This window comes from Actinomadura sp. KC06 (assembly GCF_004348735.1).
Classification (GTDB): Bacteria; Actinomycetota; Actinomycetes; order Streptosporangiales; family Streptosporangiaceae; genus Spirillospora.
In genome coordinates, this window is record NZ_SMKT01000285.1 from 1 (window position 1) to 6,294 (window position 6,294).

Genomic DNA, 6,294 nt, shown 5'->3' on the forward strand with positions numbered 1-6,294 from the left:
GCCACCGACCCCACCCCAAACTTCCTCGCGCCTCCACTTCCCCGCGCCCACCTTCCAGGCCTCCCCGCACCCTTCGCCGCGCCGTGCCCCCGTCTCACCGCGCCCGTCCCCGCCGCATGACCACCGCTCCGCCCTCCGCGCCTCCACTCTCCGCGCCGCCAAGCCTCCGCTCCTGCTCTCCCCTCTGGCTCTTCGCGCTTCCGGCCCGCTCTTCGCTCCTGCTTTCCGCGCGTCCGCTCTGTGCTCTCGCTCTCTGGGCGTCCGCCCCAGCCCTCCGGGTCTTTGGTCTCCGCGCGTGTGGGGCTCCGCGTCCTCAGCTCTGGGTGCCTGCTGTGGGCTGGGATTCGCCTTCTTGTGCCTTCGCTTCGCTGCGGCTTGGCTTCAGTGCGCGTCTCGGCCGGTGTGGCATTGGCGGGGCGCGTTGTCTGCGCTTGTTTGTGGCTGTGGCGGGGGTGGCTTTGGTTGGCCGTTCGGCTGCGTTTGAGGGGGCGCTTGGGTTGTTCCGGGAGGGTGGTGGGACGTGTTCTTCGCCACCTTTTCGTTCGGGTTCGCCGGGGTCGTCGGCATGTTTGGGGCGGCGTCGGTAGACGGTGGTGGGTGTCATGTTTTCGTCCGATTCGTTGGACTCATCGGGCGAAAGAGTGCCCATGTAGCTGGCGGTTTGTCCTACTCTTGCCCCTGGGGCGGTGTCGCTGAGCACTGGGTAACGGTCCGATCGCAGATCGTTGCCAGGGCTTGACCCGCCTCAGGGTGCACCCGGTATACGGGTCACTCACCTGTATGTCATCGAGGCGGAGGATTCGTTGGGGGGAGCGCCCGGGGCGGCGGCCACCAGTGCACCGGAAGGTGTGCTCGGGGGGATCGTCAGCCGGACCCTCACCGCAGCGCGGCACGGACCCCTGGGTGTGGTGCTGCGTGTTGCGGCGATGGCCATCGCGGCCGTCGGCGCGTCATGGATCCACCGTGTCAACGACCCCGGCGTGCTCTGTCCCCTACGGGCGCTCACCGGAATCCCGTGCCCCATGTGCGGGAGCACCACCGTGTTCATCGAGCTCGGCGGGGGCCGTCCGGCCCAGGCCGCGCTGGCGAATCCGGTGGCGCTCACCGGCGCGATCGCCGTGGCGCTCGCACCCTTGGGACCGGGAGGACGGTGGTGGGCACTCCAGCCGAAGACCCGTGCCTGGATGCTCGGCACCGCCCTCGTGGGGTCGGAGCTGTGGCAGCTCGTCCGGTTCGGTGTTCTGCGGGTTTGAGCCGCGGTCGGTCCTCGGTCAGACTTGCGGAGCCCACCGGGTCCGGCGGGCGTCACACAACCACAGGGTCAATCAATAAGGAGCAAGTGTGGGTAACCCCTACGACCCCTACGGTCAGCAGCCGGGCTACGGGCAGCAACAGCCCGGGTACGGCCAGCAGCCCCCAGCCCAGCCCGGCTACGGTCAGCCGGCCCAGCCCGGGTACGGCCAGCCCCCGGCGCAGCCCGGCTATGGCCAGCAGCCCGCGCAGCCGGGTTACGGCCAGCCCCCGGCCCAGCCCGGGTACGGCCAGCAGCCTCCCGCCGCCCAGCCCGGTTACGGCCAGCCGTCGGCCCCGCCGGCGCAGGCCGGCTACCAGGAGGTGCACCACCACCACTACGGCGGCTCGGGTGGCCAGCTGGCCGAGTGGGGCTCGCGTGCGGGCGGCTACTTCATCGACATCCTGATCATCGGCGCGCCGGCCGGTGTGCTGTACTTCATCGCCTTGCTCCTGGCCGGCTCGGGCAGTGGCGGCGCAGCCGTGATCGCGCTGCTGTTCTACTTGATCGGGTTCGCCATCTACGTCGGCGCCTTCCTGTGGATCGTCTACCAGGAGGGCACGACCGGCCAGTCCATCGGCAAGAGGCAGATGGGAATCCGCCTGGTCAGTGCCCAGACCGGCCAGCCGATCGGGTTCGGCATGGCGTTCCTCCGCAAGATCGCCCACGCCCTGGACGGCGCCCTGTGCTACGTCGGCTTCCTCTGGCCGCTGTGGGACGACCGCAAGCAGACCTTCGCCGACAAGGTCTGCAACACCATCGTGGTCCGCAACTGATCGTCGGCCCGCGAGTCGGGGTTCCATCCCCCTGCACGACCTGAGCGGGGCGTCCCTTCCGGGGCGCCCCGTTTGCCATGCGACGACCTTTACGGGACGGGGTCGAACGCGCTGTTGCACGCGGCGACGAGCGCGCGCCGGACGGCGCCGTCCAGCAGCCGCAGGGCCTCACCTCGACGCCTCATCTGGTCGGCGCTGAGGCCACGGTCATCCATCTGCCGGGCCAGGTCGACGACGAGCGACAGCCGTCCCGCGAGCGCGGCGACGCGGTGTGCGCGGGGCGGGTAGCCGGGGGCGAGCGGATGGTCGCCGCGGTCCGGGTCGCGCAGCGTGTCGAGCGCGTCGGCGATCTCGGGCGGGGCCCCGGCCAGGTCGTCGACGGTCAGGAGGGCCTCGGTGGCGTCCCGCATCGCGAGGGTGAGCTGCCGGTCGGCGTCCGCGAGGGACGGGACGTCGGGCGCGCCGGCGGACGCGTCATGGGTCGTCCAGCGGACGCCGACGTACGACGACCCGCGCCTGTCCTCGGACGGGACGAGCCCGATCGCGCGCTCGCCCAGCACTGCGACGACTGCCGCGCCCGCGTCGATCGCCGCGCGGTTCAGGCCGGGCGGGCCGCTCAGCCCGAGGGGGTCGCCGGGCGCGGGCAGGGCGAGCCGCAGCGCCGCCATCCCGCCGACGCGCAGGTCGCCGAGGCCGCGGCGCAGCGTCACCTCCGCGGGCTCGCCGCCCAGGATCTGCGGGCCCGCGCTCTTCTCGACCGCGTCGACCGCCTCGTCCAGGCCGACGTGTCCGGTCAGCCAGGCATTGCCCCAGGCGACCAGCGCTGTCGCTGCGTCCTTGCTCATCGCCGTTCCCAATACTCCCTGATCGGCATGCGAACCACCATAAGCGCTCCGACCGACGGTGCCGCAGCACCGGGCGGGAAACCCGGGGGCCACGCTCGCGCCGGTATCGCATAGGTTCTTTCCTGAGGATCAGGGACCACCGGGATTGGGGACGAAGGCGCGCGATGGCCGGCGAGGTACTTCAGCTCCGCGGAGTCGGGGTCAGGCGCGGCGGGTCGACCCTGCTGCGCGATGTCACGTGGACGGTGAACGAAGGCGACCGGTGGGTCATCGTCGGCCCGAACGGCGCCGGGAAGACGACCCTGCTCCAGATCGCCGCCGCGATGATGCATCCGTCCGAAGGAACGGCCGCGATCCTGGACGAGGAGCTCGGCCGGACGGACGTGTTCGAGCTGCGTCCCCGGATCGGCCTGGCGAGCTCGTCCCTCGCGGAGAAGGTCCCGTCCGAGGAGAAGGTCATCGACCTGGTGCTGACCGCGTCGTACGCGATCATCGGACGCTGGCGGGAGGAGTACGACTCGACCGACGTGAGCCGCGCCGTCGCGCTGCTGGACGCGCTCGGCTGCTCCGACCTGATCCGGCGGACGTTCAGCACGCTGTCCGAGGGCGAGCGCAAGCGCGTCCAGATCGCCCGCGCGCTGATGCCCGACCCCGAGCTGCTCCTGCTGGACGAGCCCGCCGCCGGCCTCGACCTCGGCGGTCGCGAGGACCTCGTCGCCCGCCTCGCCGCCCTGGCCGACGACCCCGGCGCGCCCACGATGGCGATGGTCACGCACCACGTGGAGGAAGTCCCTGAGGGCTTCACGCACGCGCTGCTGCTGCGCGGTGGCGAGGTCGTCGCGCAGGGCAAGGTGGACGAGGTCTTCACCACGGAGCATCTGTCGAGCACCTTCGGCCTGCCACTCGCCATCGACCGCCAGGACGGCCGCTGGTACGCCCGCTCCACCCGTTGACCCCTGCCTGCCAAGGCGGGTGGCCTGCCCGCCGGGGCAAGTTGCCTGGGCCGCCGGGGCGTGTGGGCGTGTTGCCTGGCCGCCGGGGCGAGTTGCCTTCCCGCCAAGGCGGGTGGTCTGCGGGCGGGTGGTCTGGTCGTTGAAACGGGGTGGTTCGTCCCAGAAGCACCCCCAGTTACCGGTGGTGGACGGCGGTGTCCCTACGATGTGTGCGCCGTAGTGAACTCTTAACGCCGGGGTGGAACCGACTTGAACCTGCTGGACGCGGTCGCGGTGTTCGCGGCCGGGGTCGCCGCCGGCGGCATCAACACGGTCGTGGGTTCCGGCTCGCTGATCACCTTCCCGACGATGGTGGCGCTCGGTTACCCGCCCGTGGTGGCGAACGTGTCCAACAACATCGGGCTCGTCCCGGGCAGCGCGACCGGCGCGTACGGCTACCGCGCGGAGTTGAAGGGGCAGCGCGACCGGCTGCTGCGGCTCGGCGTCGGCTCGCTCGTCGGCGCCGTCGCCGGTGCGCTCCTCCTCCTCAGCCTTCCCGCCGAGGCGTTCGACGTCATCGTCATCGCGCTGATCGCGGTCGCGGTGGTCCTGGTGGTGGTGCAGCCGCGCCTGCAGAAGTGGGTGCTGCGCCGCCGCGAGGGCGAGCACCGTCCGCACGGCGGTCCGGCGCTGTGGGTCGCCGTCCTGCTCGCGGGCATGTACGGGGGGTACTTCGGTGCCGCGCAGGGTGTCATCCTCATCGCGCTCCTCGGCATCATGCTGGACGAGGACCTGCAGCGCGTGAACGCGGCCAAGAACGTCCTGTCGGCGATCGTGAACGGCTCCGCCGCGGTGGTGTTCACGCTCATGTGGATGTTCTCCGACACCGAGGTGAACTGGTGGGCGGTGCTGCTGATCGCGTCCGGCGCCACCCTCGGCGGGCTGATCGGGGCCCGCGTCGGACGCCGCATCCCGCCGCTGGTGCTGCGCGGCGTCATCGTGGTCGTCGGCCTCGCGGCGATCGTCAATCTCCTGGCCTGACCAGCGCGTTCTCGCCGGCGCGCAGGGTTGGCATCCCGACCTTCCGGGTATAAGTCGAATATACGTTCGACTACCGGAGGTTCGCACGGATGAAGGGCGACAGGGTCGAGATCGTCATCGATGCCGGTGGCGAGGGAACGCGGACGTACGAGGTCGTGGCGAGCCGGGCGGGCCGCCGCGTGGAGATAGCGACCCGCCGCGGAGTTGTGGAGGTCAGCGAGGTCACCCGCACGGGCACCGCCGTCCGTACGGCCCGCTTCATGTCCAGCCGGGTGCTGGCCCTGGTCGAATACCCCACCTCCGACCAGCTGCACGAATCGGAATAACCGGCACGGCGGGCTGCGTCATGGGCTAGGATCGAACATATATTCGATCGATCAACGCCCTCAGCGGCCGAGCCCGGACACCCCGGGGTCGGCCGGACCTTCGACGTAAGGCGGCCCTGCCCATGACAGCATCGCCCGACGTCCTCGCGACCTCCCTCAACGCCATCAAGAACTCCCAGGCGCGGCAGCGTCCGGTCATCATGATCACCTACACCGCGGACGGCCCGCCCCGGGTCTGCGTTCCCGACATCGGAGAACTGCGCGTGATCGACGGCCGGCTGCTGCACGTGGCGATCTGGCCGGACAGCCCCACCGCGGCCGACCTGGACCGCGGCGTGCCCGTCCTGCTGATCGTCCCCGCCGCACCGGACGTCCATCTCATCCGCGCCACGGCCCGCCGCCTGACCGGCGCCGCCATGGTGTGGGCCCACTTCGACCTCACGATCACGTCGGCGCGGATCGCCGCCCGCGGCACCGCACCCGCGCCCTTCACCCAACCCGTACGTCCCAGCGAAGGGCCCGACACGAGCGGAGAGCCCGACGCCAGGGGAGAGCTCCTGACAAGCGTCCGCCAGAAGCGCCTGGTCAGAAGCCTCAGCTAACCCGCCGCAAAGCCCAGGTAGAGCCAGGGCCCGCCGCAGAACCGGCGCCCTGGCTCACCCAGGGCGCCATACGCAAGCACTTCTGGATGGCCGCACGGGCCGCCGCTCGCGCCGCCCGCGATCGTCGGGACCAGCAGCCCTGCCGCCGCCAGCGGAAGGGCCATCACGTTATAGGCGAACGCTCAGAACAGGTTGCCCTTGATCGTGCCGAGTGTGCGGCGGGACGGCTGGATCGCGTCGCCCGCCGCCTGCAGGTCCTCGCGCATGAGGGTCAGGTCGGACGCTTCGATCAGGGGCGACCTTCCGATCGTGCGGCGGGACAGGCGGATCGCGTCGGCCGCCGCCCGCGGGTCCCCGCGCAGGAGGGTCATGTCGGACGGCTCGATCAGGGGCGGCCGTCCCGGGTCGTCTGGCGGTGCGTTAGGGCGTGCATGGTCGTGGCTGGTCGTGGCGGCAATGGGGGCTGCGGTCGGGCGGGGGC

Annotated in this window: 7 protein-coding genes and 1 pseudogene; 6 read left to right on the top strand and 2 right to left on the bottom strand. The window is 71.3% G+C overall.

Annotation, left to right across the window (positions count from 1 at the left end; translation table 11 throughout):
• Positions 1–905: 905 nt before the first annotated feature.
• Positions 906–1,253: a DUF2752 domain-containing protein gene (locus tag E1287_RS41480; RefSeq protein WP_243719803.1), complete on the top strand. Its 348-nt coding sequence runs from the start codon at positions 906–908 to the stop codon at positions 1,251–1,253.
• 88 nt (positions 1,254–1,341) lie between these two features.
• Positions 1,342–2,067: an RDD family protein gene (locus E1287_RS41485; protein ID WP_131971326.1), complete on the top strand. Its 726-nt coding sequence runs from the start codon at positions 1,342–1,344 to the stop codon at positions 2,065–2,067.
• Between the two features lie 89 nt (positions 2,068–2,156).
• Here the strand turns inward: E1287_RS41485 and E1287_RS41490 are convergent, their stop codons facing one another.
• Positions 2,157–2,912 (bottom strand): hypothetical protein, encoded by a 756-nt coding sequence (locus E1287_RS41490; RefSeq protein ID WP_131971328.1) that lies wholly within the window; start codon positions 2,910–2,912, stop codon positions 2,157–2,159.
• A 164-nt stretch (positions 2,913–3,076) separates the two neighbouring features.
• Here E1287_RS41490 and E1287_RS41495 point away from each other — a divergent pair, with 164 nt between their 5' ends.
• The 4 genes from E1287_RS41495 (at position 3,077) to E1287_RS41510 (ending at position 5,813) form a co-directional block, all read left to right on the top strand.
• Positions 3,077–3,865 (top strand): ABC transporter ATP-binding protein, encoded by a 789-nt coding sequence (locus E1287_RS41495; protein ID WP_131971330.1) that lies wholly within the window; start codon positions 3,077–3,079, stop codon positions 3,863–3,865.
• Positions 3,866–4,114: 249 nt separating this feature from the next.
• Positions 4,115–4,885: a sulfite exporter TauE/SafE family protein gene (locus tag E1287_RS41500; protein WP_131971332.1), complete on the top strand. Its 771-nt coding sequence runs from the start codon at positions 4,115–4,117 to the stop codon at positions 4,883–4,885.
• An 89-nt stretch (positions 4,886–4,974) separates the two neighbouring features.
• Positions 4,975–5,211 (top strand): hypothetical protein, encoded by a 237-nt coding sequence (locus tag E1287_RS41505; protein ID WP_131971334.1) that lies wholly within the window; start codon positions 4,975–4,977, stop codon positions 5,209–5,211.
• A 122-nt stretch (positions 5,212–5,333) separates the two neighbouring features.
• Positions 5,334–5,813, top strand: a complete 480-nt coding sequence (locus E1287_RS41510) for a hypothetical protein (protein ID WP_131971336.1) — start codon at positions 5,334–5,336, stop codon at positions 5,811–5,813.
• Here E1287_RS41510 and E1287_RS46145 read toward each other — a convergent pair.
• Positions 5,810–6,103 (bottom strand): annotated as a pseudogene (locus E1287_RS46145) (hypothetical protein); the annotation flags it as partial. The gene E1287_RS41510 and the pseudogene E1287_RS46145 sit on opposite strands and share 4 nt — an antisense overlap.
• Between the last annotated feature and the right edge of the window lie 191 nt (positions 6,104–6,294).